14 protein-coding genes are annotated in these 16808 nt (G+C 66.4%); 4 read left to right on the forward strand and 10 right to left on the reverse strand.

Annotated elements, in window-relative coordinates; translation table 11 throughout:
* Positions 1-184 precede the first annotated feature (184 nt).
* The 10 genes from PKE71_RS07040 to cysG form a co-directional block, all read right to left on the reverse strand.
* A complete protein-coding gene (locus PKE71_RS07040) occupies positions 185-1327 on the reverse strand; it encodes a trans-sulfuration enzyme family protein (RefSeq protein WP_271186243.1) in 1143 nt (380 codons plus the stop codon).
* A 1-nt stretch (position 1328) separates the two neighbouring features.
* Positions 1329-2267, reverse strand: coding sequence for a homoserine O-succinyltransferase MetX (gene metX, locus PKE71_RS07045; RefSeq protein ID WP_271186244.1), 939 nt, complete (start codon positions 2265-2267; stop codon positions 1329-1331).
* Entirely contained in the window at positions 2267-3259 is a 993-nt protein-coding gene (locus tag PKE71_RS07050) for a homoserine dehydrogenase (RefSeq protein ID WP_271186245.1), read from the reverse strand. Before PKE71_RS07050 ends, metX begins: the two co-directional genes overlap by 1 nt.
* Positions 3260-3633: 374 nt before the next feature.
* The gene (locus tag PKE71_RS07055; protein WP_271186246.1) at positions 3634-4389 is read right to left on the reverse strand and encodes a DUF72 domain-containing protein; all 756 of its coding nucleotides are present in this window, start codon (positions 4387-4389) and stop codon (positions 3634-3636) included.
* A 75-nt stretch (positions 4390-4464) separates the two neighbouring features.
* A complete protein-coding gene (locus PKE71_RS07060) occupies positions 4465-5283 on the reverse strand; it encodes a ferredoxin--NADP reductase (RefSeq protein ID WP_373878800.1) in 819 nt (272 codons plus the stop codon).
* A 45-nt stretch (positions 5284-5328) separates the two neighbouring features.
* Positions 5329-6345, reverse strand: a complete 1017-nt coding sequence (locus PKE71_RS07065; RefSeq protein WP_271186248.1) for a cysteine synthase A — start codon at positions 6343-6345, stop codon at positions 5329-5331.
* Positions 6346-6378: 33 nt separating this feature from the next.
* A complete protein-coding gene (locus PKE71_RS07070; protein ID WP_271186249.1) occupies positions 6379-7494 on the reverse strand; it encodes a phosphoadenylyl-sulfate reductase in 1116 nt (371 codons plus the stop codon).
* Entirely contained in the window at positions 7481-9118 is a 1638-nt protein-coding gene (locus tag PKE71_RS07075; protein WP_271186250.1) for a nitrite/sulfite reductase, read from the reverse strand. The genes PKE71_RS07070 and PKE71_RS07075 overlap by 14 nt, the downstream gene beginning before the upstream one ends.
* Positions 9119-9122: 4 nt before the next feature.
* Complete coding sequence (locus PKE71_RS07080) at positions 9123-9392, reverse strand: DUF2849 domain-containing protein (protein ID WP_271186251.1); 270 nt, start codon at positions 9390-9392, stop codon at positions 9123-9125.
* Complete coding sequence (gene cysG, locus PKE71_RS07085) at positions 9389-10717, reverse strand: siroheme synthase CysG (protein WP_271186252.1); 1329 nt, start codon at positions 10715-10717, stop codon at positions 9389-9391. Before cysG ends, PKE71_RS07080 begins: the two co-directional genes overlap by 4 nt.
* A 182-nt stretch (positions 10718-10899) precedes the next feature.
* On the opposite strand from cysG, the gene gcvA reads away from it, so the two are divergent.
* The 4 genes from gcvA to PKE71_RS07105 all read left to right on the forward strand — a co-directional run bounded on the left by gcvA (position 10900) and on the right by PKE71_RS07105 (position 16803).
* On the forward strand, positions 10900-11835 hold the full coding sequence (gene gcvA, locus PKE71_RS07090; protein WP_271186253.1) for a transcriptional regulator GcvA: 936 nt from the start codon (positions 10900-10902) through the stop codon (positions 11833-11835).
* 290 nt (positions 11836-12125) lie between these two features.
* Positions 12126-13922: an FAD-dependent oxidoreductase gene (locus PKE71_RS07095; RefSeq protein WP_271186254.1), complete on the forward strand. Its 1797-nt coding sequence runs from the start codon at positions 12126-12128 to the stop codon at positions 13920-13922.
* Positions 13919-15754, forward strand: a complete 1836-nt coding sequence (locus tag PKE71_RS07100; protein ID WP_271186255.1) for a 2-oxoacid:acceptor oxidoreductase subunit alpha — start codon at positions 13919-13921, stop codon at positions 15752-15754. Before PKE71_RS07095 ends, PKE71_RS07100 begins: the two co-directional genes overlap by 4 nt.
* Positions 15751-16803 carry a 2-oxoacid:ferredoxin oxidoreductase subunit beta gene (locus PKE71_RS07105; protein WP_271186256.1) on the forward strand — a complete coding sequence of 351 codons (1053 nt, stop codon included), beginning with the start codon at positions 15751-15753 and terminating at the stop codon, positions 16801-16803. Before PKE71_RS07100 ends, PKE71_RS07105 begins: the two co-directional genes overlap by 4 nt.
* The last annotated feature ends 5 nt before the right edge of the window (positions 16804-16808 follow it).

The following is a 16808-nucleotide window of genomic DNA, read 5'->3' on the forward strand; positions in this document are numbered from 1 at the left end:
CCTTCTCTCACGCCTGATCGGCGGGATGCACCAGTCAGAAGAGCTGGGCCTCTCCCCTCGGAGAAAAAGGCGTCTCGAAGCGGCGGATGAGCGGATGTGGCGCGACTGTCCTTCGCCAACCGCGTGCCCCACTACCCACTTCCCCGGACTTGTTCCGGGAAAGCGAGTAGTGATGGAGGCCCCCCTAACCCAGCGCCTTGTCCAGATCGGCGATCATGTCGGCGGCACCCTCCAGCCCCACTGACAAGCGGATCAGCGTGTCGGGCACGCCGGCCTCCTGGCGGGCTTGTGGCGACATGGAGGCGTGGGTCATCAGGGCGGGGATGCAGACGAGGCTTTCCACGCCGCCCAGGGACTGGGCGAGGGTGAAGAGGTCGAGCCGGGAGACGACATCGCGGGCGCTGGCGGCGCTGTCCGAGAGCTGGATCGAGATCAATTGCCCGAACCCGTCCTGCTGGCGCGCGGCGATGTCGTGACCGGGATGGCTGTCGAGGCCGGGATAGTCGACATGGGCGATGCGCATGTCCCGGGCCAGCCAGGTGGCGACGTCCTGTGCGCTCTCGCACTGGGCCTTGGCCCGCAGGGGCAGGGTGCGCAGGCCGCGCAGGGCGAGATAGCTGTCGAAGGCCCCGGCGCCGGTGCCGACACAATTGGCCCACCAGGTGAGGCGCTCGACGCGTTCCGGATCGGCGCAGCACACCACACCGCCCACCATGTCGGAATGGCCGTTGATCAGCTTGGTGATCGACTGGACGGAATAGTCCGCCCCCCAGTCGAGCGGCCGCTGCAGGGCGGGCGACATGACGGTGTTGTCGATGGCCAGTTCGGTGCCGGCATTGCGGGCGAGCTTTGCCAGGGCGCGGATATCGGTGATGCGCAGGCGCGGATTGGACGGGGTCTCGGCCAGGATCAGGGCTGCGTCCTCATTGAGGGCGGCGGAGACGGCGTCGAGATTGGACGTGTCGACATAGACCGGCACCAGGCGGCCGCCCGAGGACCGCGCATCGAGCAGGCGGCGCGTGCCGCCATAGGCGTCGTGCGAGCAGATCACCCGCGCGCCGAAGGGCAGGTCGTGCAGCAAAAGGTCGATCGCCGACATGCCGGACCCGGTGACCACGGCCCCGGCGGCGTTCTCCAGCTCGGCGATGGCATCGGCCAGCAGCGAGCGTCCCGGATTGGCGGTGCGGGCATAGTCATAGGCCGGCTGCACGGCCGGGTCCTCGCGGCGATAGGCGGTCGACAGCGAGATCGGCGGGATGACGGCGTTCCAGCTGCGGTCGGTGTTGAGACCGGCGCGGATGGCCCGTGTGCGGGGATCCTGGCTCATATCAGCTCCGCAGGAAGTCGGTGATGATGCCGGCAATGGCCGTCTCTTCCTTCAGGAAGGCGTCGTGGCCATAGCGCGAATGCAGGGTTTTCAGGCGTCCGTCCGGGGTGCGGCCGGCGGCTTCGGCGATCTGCGAGGCCGGCACCAGCCGGTCTTCCAGCACGGCCAGATAGGTGACCGGGCAGGCGATACCGGCCGGATCCACATCATGGGCGTCCATGGAATAGGACAGGGCGAGGAAGCGCTGCGGCGACACGGTCTGCGCATAGTCGCGGCCGCGGGCTTCCAGATAGCCGGCAATACCGCCCGCATCGCGGCTGTCCGGATCGGGCGCGTAGAAACGCTCTTCCAGCTCGTCCGGCGTGCGATAGGTGGTCATGGCGAGACGGCGGGCAAGGTCGAGCCCGGCGGCGCCGTCGCCCAGGCGCAGGGCGAGTTCCACGGTCTCGCGCTGGATCGAGCGCCAGGCCTGCGCCATGGCGCAGGGACGATGGGCGCCGGAAATCACCAGCAGCTTGCCGACCCGTGCCGGTGCCAGTGCGGCCAGGGCGAGGCCGATCATGCCGCCATAGGAGGAGCCGATAATGTCGAACCGCTCGATCCCGGCCGCGTCGGCCAGGGCGAGGATGGCGCGGGCCTGGTCCTGGGTGGTGGGGAAGGGGGACAGTTCCTCGCCGATGAAGTCGAAGGAGAGGATGCGGCGGCGGCCGGTGTCGATGGCGCGGGCCGGTCCGGCCTGGGCGGCCCACCAGCCGGGCTCGCTCTCATGATCGGTGACATTGCGGCCCGAGGAGATACCGCCCAGCACGACGACCGCCGGGGCCTCGTCCGGACCGGTGATCCGGCCGGTCACGCGCACCGGCGAGCCATTGCCGGCCAGGGCGATCGTGGTGATGTCACGACATCGGGTGGAGGGGATGCATTCCAGGGTCACGGCCATCATACCTCTCCGGCTTCGACGAGATCGCGAATGTCGGCCAGCACGGCGCCGGCCGTGGGGGAACGGCCGGCGCCCTTGCCGTGAAGCACGACCTTCAGGCCGCTTTCACAGACGATCTCGACAGTATTCTCTTCGTTTTCCGGACGGGCCAGCGGGTGGTCTTCCGGCAGGGCGGTGAGGCTGACCCGGGCGTCGATCGTGCCGTCTTCCAGACGGGTCAGTTCGGCCAGCTGGCGATAGCGCAGACCGTTTTCGCGGGCGCCGCACACCTGGCCGGGATCGAGCGAGAGCAGGCTTTGCGCCGGAATGCTGGCGGCGTCCGGGGCGAAGGCAAAGGCCTTGCGGGCGATCAGGGCCAGCTTGGCCGCCGCGTCCAGCCCGTCGATATCGGCAGACGGGTCGGCCTCGGCAAAACCGGCGGCCTGGGCGGCGGCGATGGCCTCGTCAAAACCCGTGCCCTGTTCCAGCAGGCCCAGGACGAAATTCGAGGTGCCGTTGAGAACGCCGCGCACCCGCGCGATACGCTCGCCGGCCGAGGTGAGGCGGATGACGGTTTCCAGCACCGGCACGCCGCCGCCGACGGCGGCGGAATAGACAAAGCGCGTGCCCTTGCGGCGGGCGCGCACTTCCAGATCCGGGCGGCGGGCGATCACGGCCTTGTTGGCGGAGACGACATGGATGCCGCGCTCGACCGCCAGTTCCAGCGCCTTTTCGGCGGCCGGACAATCCGGCAGGCCGTCGATCACCAGGTCCGGCCCGGTGTCGAACGCGTCGCGGATATCGGTCAGCCAGGCGGTGCGGCCATCCTTGCCGGGGCGCGGGCGGCGCGTCACCACAGCAGACACCTCGACGGCTCCGGACATCTCTGCCAGCCCGTCCAGAACACCGGAATTCACCGTGCCGCAACCCAGCAGCACCGCCCGCAGGCGGGTGCGGAGGGGGCGGACATTGCGCGAGGGAAGCTCGAAGTCGAGGGCCGCAAGTTGCGTCATGTCGTTTTCCATATGCGCGGAAAAGAACGAACGCCGATTTGCGGAACGAAGGGGGTGGCGACAGGTCGCTTTGATGCCTTCGGTCGCTCCGCTTTAGCCGTACTTATTCCGCGCCCGCAAGCTGAACATCAAATCGGCGCGTCTTCACGTATAAAGATATGTTTATGTGTGTCAAGCGGTGTGTGCGGGGTGTCTTTCCTCCCCATGGAATGGGGAGGGGGACCCGCGAAGCGGGGGAGGGGCGCCGCGGTACGCGGCGGTGTGCTTGAGGCAGGCTCCACCGTCTTCCGGCGCTGGCGCGCCGGCCCCTTCGACCCGCGGCTAACGCCGCGGCCCACTTCCCCATGAAATGGGGAAGAAAGGCGGGCTGTGGCCTACGCCCCCAGCTTCGCGAGCAGCGCCTGCGCTGCTGCGGGATTGCGCACCTTTGCGCCGGCGATGAAATAGGCGAAGACGTCGCCGCCCCTGGCCCAGGCGCGGGTCTGGCCGGCGATGCTGTCGAGTTCTTCCGGGGAGAGGCCCGTGGGTTCGTCCTCGCGGCTCGACATCAGGCGGGCATATCTGAAGTCCGCCGTGTCCTGGTCGATGCGCGGCCAGCCGGGGGCCTCGTCATCATGGGCATAGACGATGGCGGCGCCGTATTTGCGGGCGAGATCGTAGAATTCCTCGGTGTCGAAGGTGGGGCTGCGCACTTCCAGCGCGTGGCGCAGGCGGATGCCGTCCTTCTCCTGCGGCAGGCGTTTCAGGAAGCCTTCGAAGTCTTCCGGATCGAATGTCTTGGTCGCCATGAACTGCCAGTTGATCGGGCCCAGCTTGTCGCCCAGCGCCGTCAGCCCCTGGTCGAGAAAGCGTTCGATGCTCTCGCCGCCCTCGGAGAGGCGTTTGCGATTGGTGCAGAAGCGGCTGGCCTTGACCGCGAAGACGAAATCCTCGGGCGTCTCGTCGCGCCATTTCATCCAGGTGTCCGGCTTGAAACCGGAATAATAGGTGCCGTTGATCTCCAGCGAGTTCATCTGGCGCGAGGCGTATTCCAGCTCGCGCTTCTGGCTCAGCTTTTCCGGATAGAAGACGCCGCCGCGCCAGGGCGCATAGGTCCAGCCGCCGATCCCGGCCCTGATGGTTCCCGTCATGGCGTGCTCGCTCCCCGTCGCTGCCAGTCCTGACCTGTATGGTCCGACCTATATAGGGGCGCGAGGGCGCGTCTGCTAAGTCGCGACGAAGGCCTTTTCGACAACAAAGTCGGCCGGCGCAGCGTTGGAGCCTTCGATGAAGCCGCGGTCGAGGCAGATCTGCCTGGTGTCTTTCAGGAGGCCTTCGGAACCGCAGATCATCACGCGGTCGACCGCCGGGTCGAGCGGCGGGACGTTGAGGTGGCCGAACAGTTCGCCGCTCTCGATGAGATCGGTGACGCGGCCCTTCACCGGGCTGTCCTCGCGCGTGGTCGAGGCGAAGTGGACCAGTTTCTCCTGCGCCATCTCGCCGATCAGCTCGTCGGACTTCACGGCCTCGACCAGCGCGTTGCCATAGGTCAGCTCGGCGCTTTCGCGGCAGGTGTGGGTGAGGATGACCTGGTCGAATTTCTCATAGGTCTCCGGATCGCGGATCAGGCTGGCAAACGGCGCGATGCCGGTGCCGGTGGAGATCATGTAGAGCCGCTTGCCGGGCTTGAGCGCATCGAGCACCAGCGTGCCCGTCGGCTTCCTGCCCAGCAGGACCTGGTCGCCCGGCTGGATGTGCTGCAGGCGCGAGGTGAGCGGACCGTCGGCGACCTTGATCGAATAGAAGTCCAGCGCCTCGTCCCAGAACGGGCTGGCGATGGAATAGGCGCGCAGCAGCGGTTTGCCGTCTTCCTTGGGCAGGCCGATCATGACGAATTCGCCCGAGCGGAAGCGGAAAGCGTCCGGCCGCGTGATGCGGAACCAGAACAGCCGGTCGGTATAGTGCTTCACCTCGAGCACGGTCTCGATCGTATAGGGGCCCGGCTTGGCGCTGATCGCGTTCTTCACGCGGGCGGTCGAGGTCATCGTCATGTCGTTCATCGTCGTCTCTTCTACCTTGGCGGCCCGGGATCAGGCCGTGGCCCGCGGCGCTTCGCTATCGGCCCAGGGCGGGACGGGCAAGCCCCGGCTGGACAGGAATTCCGGATTGAACAGCTTGCCGGCATACCGGGATCCGGCATCGCACAGCATCGTTACGATCGTCTTGCCGGGACCCAGCTCGCGGGCGAGGCGGATGGCTCCGGCGATATTGATGCCGGCCGAACCGCCCAGCGACAGGCCCTCGGTCTTCACCAGTTCGAACAGGATGGGCAGCATTTCCGCATCCTCGATGCGAAAGATGTGATCGACATCCAGGCCTTCAAGATTGCCGGTGATGCGGTTGACGCCGATCCCCTCGGTGATCGAGGAGCCTTCCCCCTTCAGCTCGCCCTTCGTGTAGTAATTATAGAGCGCCGCGCCGGCGGGGTCGGCGGCACCGATGGCAATGTCCGGCCTGTTGGCGCGCAGGCTGGCCGCGACGCCGGCGAGCGTGCCGCCGGAACCGACCGCGCAGATGAAGCCGTCGATCTTGCCGCCGGTCTGCTGCCAGATTTCCGGACCCGTGGTCTTCTCGTGGGCGCGCCGGTTGGCGAGATTGTCGAACTGGTTGGCCCAGATCGCGCCATGGGGCTGACTCTCGTTCAGCTCTTCGGCGAGGCGGCGCGAATAGTGCACAAAGTGGTTGGGGCTGGAGAAGGGCGCGGCATCCACCTCGATCAGCCGCGCGCCGTGCGAGCGGATGACCTGTTTCTTCTCTTCCGACTGGGTGCGCGGCATGACGATGATGACGTCATAGCCCAGCGCGCCGCCGACCAGGGCGAGCCCGATCCCGGTATTGCCGGCCGTGCCTTCCACGATCGTGCCGCCGGGTTTCAGCGAGCCGTCGGCCTCGGCCTCGCGCACGATGTTCAGCGCGGCGCGGTCCTTCACGGAACCGCCCGGATTGAGGAATTCGGCCTTGCCGAGGATCTCGCAGCCGGTGGCCTTCGACGGGCCGTCCAGCCGGATCAGCGGCGTATTGCCGATCAGGTCGAGCACATGTGACACGCGGGTGTGTCCTTCCAGGTTTGTGTGTCCAGCCTATTCCGCCGCGATACGCTCGGCGGGGGCATGGATGCCGCATTCGGTCTTGTCGCGTCCGCGCCAGCGGCCGGAGCGCACATCGCCGTCATCCTCGACCGGGGCGGTGCACGGCCAGCAGCCGATGGATGCATACCCCATATCGCTCAAGGGATGTCGCGGCAAATCGAAGCGCTTGAAATAGGCGTTCACACGTTCGGCATCCCAGGCCGCCAGCGGGTTGACCCGGATGCGGCCATCGATGCGCTCGACGACGGGCAGGGCCAGGCGTTCGCCGCCATGGAAGCGCTTGCGGCCGGTGATCAGCGCGTCGTAGTCGCCGATGGCGCGCGCCAGCGGACGCACCTTGCGCAGGGCGCAGCAGGCATCGGGATTGCGCTGCCAGAGACGGTCATCGCCATCCTCGGCAGCGGCCTCGGCGCTGTCGGGTGCCAGCACGCGGATATTGGTCAGGCCCAGCTGTTCGCTCAGCGCGCGCTGATACTGTTCGGTCTGGGCGAAGAGGCGGCCGGTGTCGAGAAAGACGACCGGCGTGTCCGGGGCGATCTGGGCGATCATGTGCAGGCCGACCGCGGCTTCCGCGCCGAAGGAGGAGAGCATGGCGATCCTGCCGGTCCACTCATTGCGGATCGCGTCGTCCAGGATCTCCATCGCATCGAGACCGCGATAGCGGGCATTCAGGGCGGCCAGATCGTCACCGGCGGGCGCGGCCTGGCGGTGGCGGAAGACCGGGGTGCGCTTGTCCTGGGCGGGCTGATAGGCGTGGGTGAAGCGCGCGCGGGCGCGGGCCCAGTCATCGTCCAGATTGTCATTGTCCGGGGCGACATCGTCAAAGCCGACGCGCTTGAGATGCATGGCCTGGTCGGGGATCAGATCGCCCACGGCGCGCAGCTTGCCGGCAAAGCCGGCGCGTTCGCGCAGAAGGGCCGCAAGCGAGAAGCCGCGCCCGTCCTTGAAGCTGGCAAAACGGATATCGACCTGCACCGCGCCGCGCGCCCGTTCGGCGGCCTCGCGCCAGTCGGTCTCGCCGGGGATTTCCACCACCGCGCCGCCACCGGCTTCCATCTGGGCCTCGACGCGCTTGCGGGATTGCGGATTGCGCTCAAGCTGCAACATAGATCGACTCCTTGAACGCATCGGCACCGACGCGCCGCAGCGTGTCGATAAAGCGTTCGTTTTCGTCCCTGATTTCCAGATAGGTTTTCAGCACCCGCACGATTGCGCCGGGTACGTCTTCGCCTGCCAGACCCTTGCCGACAATGCCACCGATTGACGCATCATTGCCGAAGGCGCCGCCCAGCGTGATCTGGTAGAATTCCTCGCCCCGCTTGTCGACGCCGAGCACGCCGATATGGGCGACATGGTGGTGTCCGCAGGCATTGATGCAGCCATCGATCTTGATCGTCACATCGCCGACGGGTTCGGCCAGGCCTTCCGCCTCCACCAGGCTGGAGATCGCCTGGGCGACCGGGATGGAGCGGGCATTGGCCAGGCTGCAATAATCCAGCCCCGGGCAGGAGACGATATCCGTCGCCAGGCCGGCATTGGCGGTGGCGAGACCGGCAGCAACGAGCGCGTCCCAGACGGTTTCCAGATCCTCGTTGCGTACATGCGGCAGGACCAGATTCTGGTCCGGCGTGGCGCGGGCCTCGTCGAACCCGTAGCGCTCGGCCAGGTCGGCGACGATGTCCAGCTGGTCGTCGGTGATGTCGCCCGGCGTGCCGCCGACCGGCTTCAGCGAGATGACGACCGAGGACAGGCCCTCGACCTGGTGGGCGCGGCGATTGCGGCGCAGCCAGCCGGCGAAACCGGGCTTGCCGGAAACCGGAACCGGCTGCGCCTTCGACACGGAGGGACGGTCGAAGAAGGCGCGGATGCGGGCGATCTCGGCGGCGGGCAGTTCCAGCTCGCCCTCGCGGATCTCGGCCCATTCCTCTTCGGTCTGGCGGCCGAATTCCTCGGCGCCCAGCGCCTCGACCAGGATCTTGATCCGGGCCTTGTAGAGATTGTCGCGGCGGCCGTGCTGATTGTACACGCGCAGGATGGCGGTGAGGTAGGACAGGAGGTCACGCGGCTCCAGGAAGTCGCGAATCTTCTGCGCCAGGCGCGGCGTGCGGCCCTGGCCGCCACCGACCCAGACCTCGAACCCGGTCTCGCCGGCTTCGTTCTTCACGATCTGCAGGCCGATATCGTGCACCCGGATGCCGGCCCGGTCGTCGCGGGCGCCATTGACGGCGATCTTGAACTTGCGGGGCAGGAAGGTGAATTCCGGGTGGAAGGTCGACCATTGGCGGATGATCTCGGCCCAGGGACGGCTGTCCTCGATCTCGTCGGCTGCGGCCCCGGCAAAGGGATCGGCGGTGACATTGCGGATGCAGTTACCCGAGGTCTGGATGGCGTGCATCTCGACCTTGGCGAGATGATCGAGAATGTCCGGCACATCCACCAGCGCCGGCCAGTTGAACTGGATATTGGTGCGCGTGGTGAAGTGGCCATAGCCGCGGTCATAGCGCCGGGCGATATGGGCCAGGGTGCGCAATTGCGGGCCGTTCAGCGTGCCGTAGGGAATGGCCACCCGCAGCATGTAGGCGTGCAGCTGCAGATAGACGCCATTCATCAGGCGCAGCGGCTTGAACTGGTCTTCCGTCAGCCGGCCGTCGAGGCGGCGTGCGACCTGGTCGCGGAATTCCTCGATCCGTTCGCGCACCAGGGCATGGTCGTAGGCGTCGTACTTGTACATGGGATCAGGCGGGCTCGTGGGTGGAACCGGTCGTCGGGCCGGTCAGGCGGATCGCCTCGCGGCGCCATTTCTGGCCGCCGGGGCGCTCGTCCTCGATGTCGATGAGATAGGGGCCGACCGCGATGCCGAACTCCGCCTCGGCCTGGGCCAGGCGGGCCTCGGCAGCGTCGCCGTCCAGATGTTCGGCCTCGTCCAGACGGCTGGACCATTGCCCCTCGGCCGTGCGGTAGATCACGCGGCCGTCGGTCAGGCGGTTTGCGGTGATCGCTTTCATGCGTAGTTCTCCAGGGAGGCTTGAGCCGCAGCCTGGGCCGCGGCCGTGCCGGCGCTTTCGCCGACGATGATGACGGTGGGACCGGCAATGCCTTCGCGCTCGACCAGTGCGGCGAGGCCGCCCAGCGTGCCGAAGACGCGGCGTTCGGTGTCGTGCGTGCCGTTCTCGATCAGGGCGACGGGCGTGGACGGTGCCCGGCCGGCGGCGATCATCTTGCGTTCGATCTCCGGCGCAGCGCCGACGCCCATATAGAAGACGGCAGTGGAATTGGGCGCCGAGAGGGCGCGGTAGTCGGCGTCGGGCCCGTCCTTCTTCACCACGCCCGAGGCGAAGGTGACGGACTGGGCATGATCGCGATGGGTCAGCGGCACGCCGGCCGAGGCGGCGCAGGCCATGGCGGCGGTGATGCCGGGCGTGACTTCAGCGGCGATACCGGCGGCGCGCACCACGTCGAGCTCCTCTCCGCCGCGGCCGAAAATGAAGGGATCGCCGCCCTTGAGGCGCACGACGCGCTGGCCCTTGCGGGCCTCGCGCACCAGGATTTCGCCGATCTCGTCCTGCGGTACAGGGTGATGGCCCTTGGTCTTGCCGACATCGATGCGCAGCGCGTCGCGGCGCGCCAGCGCCATCACGCCCTCGGAGACCAGGCGGTCGTGCACGATGACATCGGCTTCGCGCAAGAGGCGGGCAGCCTTGAGGGTGAGAAGATCGGGATCGCCGGGACCGGCGCCGACCAGGTGGACGATGCCGCGGCGTTCCGCGCGTTCACCGTTCAGCTCGCGCAGCATTTCGCGGCGGGCACCGGCCTTGTCGCCCGAGAGCGCCAGATCGCGGGCCTTGCCGCGCAGGGCGCGTTCCCAGAAGGCGCGGCGGTCGTCGAATTTCGTCAGCACCGACTTCACCGTGCCGCGCAGCTCGCGGGCCAGATCGGCCAGCGTGCCGATGCGCGCGGGCAGGGCCTGTTCCACCGCAGCGCGGATATCCACCGAAAGGACCGGCGCCGCACCGCCCGACGCGATCGCGACGACAATGCCGTCCCGGTCGACAATGGCGGGAGTCTGGAAATCGGAGGCCGACGGGCTGTCGACAATATTGACCGGAATGCCCAGACGGCGGCCGGTGCGGGCCAGCGCGTCGACGGGGATACCGTCGCCGCCGGCGATGAAGAGCAAAGTCGCGCCACGAAGGTCCCGCCGCGTCGGCATGCGGCGTTCGATCCGCGCATATTGGGCGATATCCGCGGGAACAGGATCGTCCGTGTTTCCGGTGAACCACAGCAACCGGGCAGGGGAGGCAGCGAACAGGCGGACCTTCGGTTCGGCCATCGGTCCACGTCCGACGACGATCACCGTGCGCCCATCTAGGGGAATGGAGGCTGGAAAGACCTGCATGTTCACTCATCCGATCCTGCGCCTTCGTGGCGCGACGAGTGCAATATTTCTATTCGATGACCCGGTTTCAAACGACGTTTCTTGGCATTTCAGATTAGAAAAACTAAACTGAAGCCATGGCCCGATCCTCCCGCCTTCCCCCGCTCAATGCGCTGCGTGCCTTCGAGGCTGCCGCGCGCCTGGAAAGTTTCGCCCGTGCCGCCGACGAGCTGGCCGTGACGCCGGGGGCAATTTCCCAGCAGATCCGCTCGCTGGAGGAGCATGTCGGGACCCCGCTTTTCGTGCGCGAGGGGCGGGGGCTGTCCCTCACCGAGGCCGGGCGCGCGGCGGCCAATGTCGCCTCTGATGCCTTCGAGACGCTGGAGCGCGCCGTGTCGCTGATGCGCCAGCCCGCACAGCGCCGCGCGCTGACGGTTTCAGTCGCGCCCTCCTTTGCCGGCAAGTGGCTGGCGCCGCGCCTGCACCGGTTCCAGGAGACCCAGCCGGGCGTGGAAGTGTGGATCGCGGCAACCTCGGAACGGGTCGACCTGTCGGCCGGGGCCGCCGATCTGGGCATACGCTACGGGCCGGGCGGCGACATGACGCTGAACGAGGAAACCCTCCTGCCCGAGGAAGTGCTGCCGGTATGCTCGCCGGATCTGCTGCGCGACGGGCCGCGCCTGGCAACGCCGCGCGATCTGGACGGTCACACCCTGCTGCACGACGCCTCGCCGGAAAGCGAGGTCGATGGCGCCGACTGGCCGTCCTGGCTGAAAGCGCGCAATATCCGCGGGGTCGATACGGCGGGCGGGGTGCGCTTCAACCAGTCCGCCCTGGTGATCGATGCCGCCGTGGCCGGCCGCGGCGTGGCCCTGGCCAAACGCGCGCTCGCCCAGAACGACCTGGCCTCCGGCCGCCTGGTCGCCCTCTTCGCCGACGGCACTTCACCCGTGCGCTCCGCCTACCACATCGTCACGGCCCGCAACCGCCCGCTGAGCCCGGATGCCGAGGCCTTCATCGCCTGGCTGAGAGGCGAAGCCCGGGTGCACGAGCACTCGGTGGATGAGTTGTAGGGTTTCTTCGAAGGCCGGTGTCTTCCCCCTCTCCCTCGATCCCTCTCCCAGGGGAGAGGGAGGTTTGAGCGTGTTGCAGTGTATGGTGAGCACTCGCGACCGGGCGTGACCGCACTCACGCCCTGCAACTCACTCTCATAAACAAACAAACCCGTTCAAATCCGCTGTGATGCAAGGGGAATTCGCTTGACCGGCGCGGTCGTGACCATGTGAGAATGAGCGCAACAAAGTGGCCGGCAAGGACCACATGCGCCAACAGGTTACGGGCGGTATCGCCCGGGGTGAGGAGAATGCAACCGACCGATACGCGCGATCCCGACTATTTTCACAAGGTCGTGGATTGCCAGTGGGCCTGTCCGGCACATACGCCGGTGCCCGAATACATCCGTCTGATCGCCCAGGGTGACTTCACCGGGGCCTATCTCGTCAATCGCCGCTCCAACGTGTTTCCCGGCATTCTGGGCCGGGTGTGCGACCGGCCCTGCGAGCCGGCCTGCCGGCGCGGCCGGGTGGAGGAGGAACCGGTGGCGATCTGCCGGCTCAAGCGCGTCGCCGCGGATCATCGCGACGAGGTGAGCCATCTCCTGCCGCAAAAGCCGGACAAGACGAACGGCAAGAAGATCGCCCTGATCGGCGCAGGCCCGGCCTCGCTGACCGTGGCCAATGATCTCGCCCCGCTGGGTTATGAATGCACGATCTTCGAGGCGCATCACCGGCCCGGCGGGCTGATGATCGCCAATATCCCCGCCTTCCGCCTGCCGGAAGAAGTGCTGGACGAGGAGATCGGCTACATCCTGAACATGGGTGTCGAGCTGAAGCTGAACAGCCGGGTGGAAAGCCTCGCCGCGCTGATGGAAGGCGGCTATGACGCGGTCTTCGTCGGCTCCGGCGCGCCCAAGGGCAAGGATTTGCAGATCGAGGGCCGCGAAGAGGCCGATGCCAATATCCATATCGGTATCGACTGGCTGGAAAGCGTCGCCTTCGATCATATCGACAAGATCGGCAAGCGCGTCCTGATCATCGGTGTCGGCAATACCGCGATGGATTGCTGCCGCACCTCGCTGCGCCTCGGCGCGGAGGATGTGAAGGTGATGGCCCGCAAGCCGCGGCAATTCTTCAAGGCCTCCCCCTGGGAGCTGGAGGATGCCGAGGACGAGAATGTCGAGATCGTCGTCAATCATTCCCCCAAGCGCTTCGTCGTCGAGAACGGCAAGCTGACGGGTATGGAATTCGAGCTGATGGAGTATGAGCTCGACGATGACGGCAATATCACCGAGACGCGCAAGGCGGGCACCAAGGTGATCCCCTGCGACGACGTGATCCTCGCCATCGGCCAGGAAAACGCCTTCCCCTGGATCGAGCGCGATCTGGGTATCGAGTTCGACAAGTGGGGCGTGCCGGTGGTCGACGAGACGACGCACCAGTCGACCCTGCCGGGTGTCTTCTTCGGCGGTGACAGCGCCTTTGGCCCGAAGAATATCATCTGGGCGGTCGAGCATGGCCATCAGGCCGCCATCTCCATCCACAAGCACTGCCAGGACGAGGCGATCACCGAGCGCATGCCGCGCGGGGTGAATCTCCAGTCCGCCAAGATGGGCGTGAACGAGTGGATGTATTCCAACGCCTATACCGGCGCCCATCGCCGCGACATGCCGCTGGTCGAGCTGAAGCAGCGCCTGTCCAACCGCAAGACCGAGGTCGAGCTGGGCTTTGACGCCGAGCGGATCGCGACCGAGGTGCAGCGCTGTCTGAACTGCGACGTGCAGACCGTGTTCGAGGCGCCCTTGTGCAAGGAGTGCGATGCCTGCCTGGACATCTGTCCGGTCGACTGCCTGTCGATCCTGCCCAATGGCGAGGAAGAGGCCCTGCGCCAGGGGATGAAAGTGCCGGCGGCCAACAAGGACCAGGCGCTCTATGTCTCCGAGCCGCTGAAGGATACCGGCCGGGTGATGGTGAAGGACGAAAATCTCTGCCTGCACTGCGGCCTGTGTGCCGAACGCTGCCCCACCGCCGCGTGGGACATGCAGGATGCGGATATTTTCATTCCGCATGTCGACAATGAAGCCGGAAAGGTGGCGGCGGAATGAAGGACGTCGTGGAAACGCCGGGCGAAGTGCGTGTGAACGACTTCGTGATCAAGATCGGCAATGTGAACGGCACCGGTTCGGCTTCGGCCAACGGGCTGCTGATGAAGGCGATCTTCCGCATGGGCGTGCCCGTGGTCGGCAAGAACCTCTTCCCGTCCAACATCCAGGGTCTGCCGACCTGGTATGAGATCCGCATCACCAGGGACAGCTATTTCGCGCGCTCGGGCACGGCGGATTTCGTCGTCGCGATGAATGCGGAAACCTATGCGCGCGACCTTGCCGAGGTCTCGCCGGGCGGCTTCCTGCTGTACGATTCGACCTGGCCGCGCCCGGACCTGCACGGCCGCAGCGACATCACCGCCATCGGCGTTCCGCTGGCGCGGATGTGCAACGAGCAGTTCGACAATGCGCGCACCCGCGTGCTGATGAAGAACATGGCCTATGTCGGCGCCGTGGCGGGGCTGACCGGGATCGATGTCGAGGTGATCCGCGGCCTGGTGACCGAGATGTTCGGCACCAAGGCGCATCTCATCGATGCCAACATGAAAGCCATCGAGCTGGGGCTGAACTATGTGCGCGAGCACTATCCCGACCCGCTGCCGCTGCGCGTGGAGCCGATGGACGGGACCGCCGGGCATATCCTGATCGACGGCAATACCGCCGCCGCGCTGGGCTGTGTCTATGCCGGGGCGACCTTCGGCGCCTGGTATCCGATCACGCCCTCGACCTCGCTGATGGACGGGTTCAAGTCGTTCTGCGAGAAATTCCGCGTCGACAGGGATACCGGCGAGAAGAGGTTCTGCATCATCCAGGCCGAGGACGAGCTGGCCTCGATCGGCATGGCGATCGGTGCCGGCTGGAATGGCGCGCGGGCCTTCACCCCCACCTCCGGGCCGGGCATCTCGCTGATGAGCGAGTTCATCGGCTTTGCCTATTATGGCGAGGTGCCGGTGGTGCTGTTCGACGTGCAGCGGGCGGGGCCGTCGACCGGCCTGCCGACGCGCACCCAGCAATGCGATCTCACCCTGGCGGCCTATGCCAGCCATGGCGATACCAAGCATATCCTCCTCTTCCCCGCCAATCCGAAGGAATGCTTCGAGATGGCGGTGCAGTCCTTCGATCTGGCCGAGCGTTTCCAGACGCCGGTCTTCTTCATGACCGACCTGGATATCGGCATGAATGACTGGATGATCCCGGAACTCACCTGGGATGACAGCTACCGGCCCGATCGCGGCAAGGTGCTCGGCAAGGACGAGCTCGAGGCGATCGAGAAATTCTACCGCTATGAGGACCGCGACGGCGATGCCATTCCCTACCGCACCCTGCCGGGCGTGCATCCCAAAGGCGCCTATTTCACCCGCGGTTCCGGGCATAACTGGAAGGGCGGCTATACCGAGGATTCGGACGAGTACAAGGAGGTGCTCGACCGGCTGACGCAGAAGTGGAAGAACGCCGCGGCCGCCGTGCCGGCGCCGGTCGTCATCAAGTGCGGCAGGCCCGCGCGCCGGGCGATTGTCTCGGTCGGCGGCTGTGACGGCGCGGTGCGCGAAGCGATGGACCGGATGGCCGCCGACGGTGTGCACCTGGACTATCTGCGGGTTCGCGGCTTCCCCTTCAGCCAGGAGGTCGACGACTTCATCGCCGCCTATGACGAGGTGTTCGTCGTCGAACAGAACCGCGATGCGCAATTGCGCACCCTGCTGATCAACGAGACCTCGGCCGACAAGACGCGCCTCATTCCGGTGCTCGACTATGCCGGCATGGCCGCCAATCCGAAATTCATTGTCGAGGGCATTACCGCCCACCTGGAAACCGTGGGAGACGCCGCATGACCTCCATGCCGAAACCCTTCATCGACAAGCACCTGCCCAAGAACAGGCTGGGCCTGTCGGTGCGCAACTATGAAGGCGTGATGTCGACCCTGTGCGCCGGTTGCGGCCACGACTCGGTCACAGCCGCGCTGGTGCAGGCTTTCTGGGAGCTGGACCTGGCGCCGGAAAGCGCCGCGAAAGTCTCCGGCATCGGCTGTTCGTCCAAGACGACCGCCTATTTCATGGGCCAGTCGCACGGCATCAATTGCGTGCACGGGCGCATGCCCTCGGTGGCGACCGGCGCCAATGCCGTGAACGGCAAGCTGCACTATATCGGCATCTCCGGTGACGGGGACTCACTGTCGATCGGCTTCGGCCAGTTCGCCCACGCGATCCGCCGCAATCTCAACATGCTCTACGTACTGGAAAACAACGGCGTGTACGGGCTGACCAAGGGCCAGTTCTCGGCCTCGGCCGATTATGGCTCGAAGTCGAAGAAGGGCGTGCCGAACGAGCAGACGCCGATCGATCCCTGCGTGCAGGCCCTGACCCTGGGTGCCGGTTTCGTGGCGCGCGCCTTTTCCGGCGACAAGTCGCAGCTGGTGCCGCTGATCAAGGCCGGTCTGATGCACAAGGGCTTCGCCCTGATCGACGTGATCTCGCCCTGCGTGACCTTCAACGACCATGCCGGCTCGACCAAGAGCTATGCCCATACCTACAAATACTATCACCCGCTGGTGCACACGGATTTCGTGGCCCATGCCGAGGAGATCACCGGCGAGTATGCCGATGACGGTGCGATGCGGGTGACCATGCATGATGGCGGCGAGCTGCGGCTGCGCAAGACGGACAGCGATTATGATCCGCGCGACCGCGCCCAGGCGATCGAGACGCTGATGCTCGGCGGCAGCGATGGCGAGATCCGCACCGGCCTGCTGTACCTCAACGAGGACATGGCTGACATGCATGCCGCCAACCGGCTGCCCGAGGCACCGCTCAACACGCTGCCCTACGACCAGCTGAACCCGGGCGCGGGTGCACTGGCCGCCCTGCAGAAGCGCTACCGCTGAGTAGT

It is taken from the genome of Maricaulis virginensis, assembly GCF_027922185.1.
GTDB classification, from domain to species: domain Bacteria; phylum Pseudomonadota; class Alphaproteobacteria; order Caulobacterales; family Maricaulaceae; genus Maricaulis; species Maricaulis virginensis.

Excerpts from the sequence above, each read along its gene's own strand:
- PKE71_RS07055 (WP_271186246.1), bottom strand. The coding sequence starts at position 4,389 with ATGACGGGAACCATCAGGGCCGGGATCGGCGGCTGGACCTATGCGCCC.
- PKE71_RS07080 (WP_271186251.1), bottom strand. The coding sequence starts at position 9,392 with ATGAAAGCGATCACCGCAAACCGCCTGACCGACGGCCGCGTGATCTAC.
- PKE71_RS07105 (WP_271186256.1), top strand. The coding sequence starts at position 15,751 with ATGACCTCCATGCCGAAACCCTTCATCGACAAGCACCTGCCCAAGAAC.
- PKE71_RS07060 (WP_373878800.1), bottom strand. The coding sequence starts at position 5,283 with ATGACCTCGACCGCCCGCGTGAAGAACGCGATCAGCGCCAAGCCGGGC.
- PKE71_RS07095 (WP_271186254.1), top strand. The coding sequence starts at position 12,126 with ATGCAACCGACCGATACGCGCGATCCCGACTATTTTCACAAGGTCGTG.
- PKE71_RS07075 (WP_271186250.1), bottom strand. The coding sequence starts at position 9,118 with ATGTACAAGTACGACGCCTACGACCATGCCCTGGTGCGCGAACGGATC.
- PKE71_RS07040 (WP_271186243.1), bottom strand. The coding sequence starts at position 1,327 with ATGAGCCAGGATCCCCGCACACGGGCCATCCGCGCCGGTCTCAACACC.
- cysG (WP_271186252.1), bottom strand. The coding sequence starts at position 10,717 with ATGGCCGAACCGAAGGTCCGCCTGTTCGCTGCCTCCCCTGCCCGGTTG.
- metX (WP_271186244.1), bottom strand. The coding sequence starts at position 2,267 with ATGGCCGTGACCCTGGAATGCATCCCCTCCACCCGATGTCGTGACATC.
- PKE71_RS07050 (WP_271186245.1), bottom strand. The coding sequence starts at position 3,259 with ATGACGCAACTTGCGGCCCTCGACTTCGAGCTTCCCTCGCGCAATGTC.
- gcvA (WP_271186253.1), top strand. The coding sequence starts at position 10,900 with ATGGCCCGATCCTCCCGCCTTCCCCCGCTCAATGCGCTGCGTGCCTTC.
- PKE71_RS07100 (WP_271186255.1), top strand. The coding sequence starts at position 13,919 with ATGAAGGACGTCGTGGAAACGCCGGGCGAAGTGCGTGTGAACGACTTC.
- PKE71_RS07070 (WP_271186249.1), bottom strand. The coding sequence starts at position 7,494 with ATGTTGCAGCTTGAGCGCAATCCGCAATCCCGCAAGCGCGTCGAGGCC.